This is a genomic window from Streptomyces sp. NPDC058534 (assembly GCF_042717365.1).
GTDB lineage: Bacteria > Actinomycetota > Actinomycetes > Streptomycetales > Streptomycetaceae > Streptomyces.
Genome location: NZ_JBHXNW010000190.1, coordinates 1 through 1,428, shown reverse-complemented (window position 1 = coordinate 1,428; position 1,428 = coordinate 1). Strand labels below are relative to the sequence as shown.

Here is a 1,428-nt window from a genome sequence, read left to right as displayed (position 1 = left end):
GGTGTCTGTGACGGTGTTGGTGGTTTCGGGGACGATGTAGGCGATCAGGCGGGTGTCTCCGGGAGTGTCCTCACGGGCGACGACTGCCGCCTGGGCCACCGCCGGATGCGCGGTCAGGACCGCCGCGATCTCCCCGGGTTCGATCCGGTGCCCCCGCACCTTCACCTGATCATCCGCCCGCCCCGCGAACACCAGCCGCCCGTCCGCGGTCCACCGCGCCAGATCCCCCGTCCGATACATCCGCTCACCCACACCCCCGAACGGACACGCCACAAACCGCTCCCCCGTCAGCCCCGGCCGCCGAAGATACCCACGCGCCAGACCATCACCAGCCACATACAACTCACCCACCACCCCCGGCGGCACCGGCTCCAACGACCCGTCCAGCACAAACACCCGGGTACTGAACACCGGCCCACCGATCAACACCTCACCCGCATCCGCATCACACCGCCACAACGTGGCATCCACCGTCGTCTCCGTCGGCCCATACGAATTGAACATCACCCGCCCCCGCGACCACCGCGCCATCACCTCCGGCGGACACTCCTCACCCGCCGACACCACCACCACACCCGCACCCACATCCCCCTCGTCCAACAACGCCAACACCCCCGGCGGCAACGTCACATGCGTCACCCCCTCCCGCGCCAAAAACACCGCCAACTGCCGCCCCAACCTCTCCTCCTCCGGCACCACCACCAACGCCGCACCCGTCAACAACGCCATCGACCACTCCCACCCGAACGTGTCAAAACCCGCCGACGCAAACTGCGCCACCCGACACCCCGGACCCACACCCAACAACCCACGATGACCCGCCACCAGACCCGCAAACCCCCCATGCGACACCACCACACCCTTCGGCACCCCCGACGACCCCGACGTATACAACACATACGCCGCACCACCAGCACCCACCACCACCGGATCCAACACCGGCCCCACCACAAGCCCCGCATCACCCACATCCACCACCGGCACCCCAACCGGCACCCCAGCCGCCTCCGCACCACTCGTCACCACACACACCGGCCCCGCATCCGCCACCATCCACGCCCTCCGCTCCACCGGATACGACGGATCCAGCAACAAATACGCACCCCCCGCCCGCAACACCCCCAACAACGCCACCACCAAATCAACCGACCGCTCCAACAACACCCCCACCACCGACTCCGCACCCACACCCCGACCCGCCAACACCCCCGCCAACCGACCCGACCGCTCATCCAACTCCCCATACGACAAACACTCACCCCCACACACCACAGCCACCGCACCCGGATCCCGCACCACCCACTCCGCAAACAACTCCACCACCGAACCCACCAACCCCACCACAGGCGAGCCATTCCACTCCACGATCATCCGCTCGCGAACGAGCGGTGACACCACTGCGACCTCACCCAGAGGTGTCTCCGGCGC

Annotated in this window: 1 protein-coding gene; it reads right to left on the bottom strand. The window is 67.6% G+C overall.

Features of this window, described 5'->3' with window-relative positions; translation table 11 throughout:
- On the bottom strand, window positions 1–1,428 hold a 1,428-nt coding region (locus ACFWR9_RS42705; RefSeq protein ID WP_383853101.1), incomplete at both ends, for an amino acid adenylation domain-containing protein.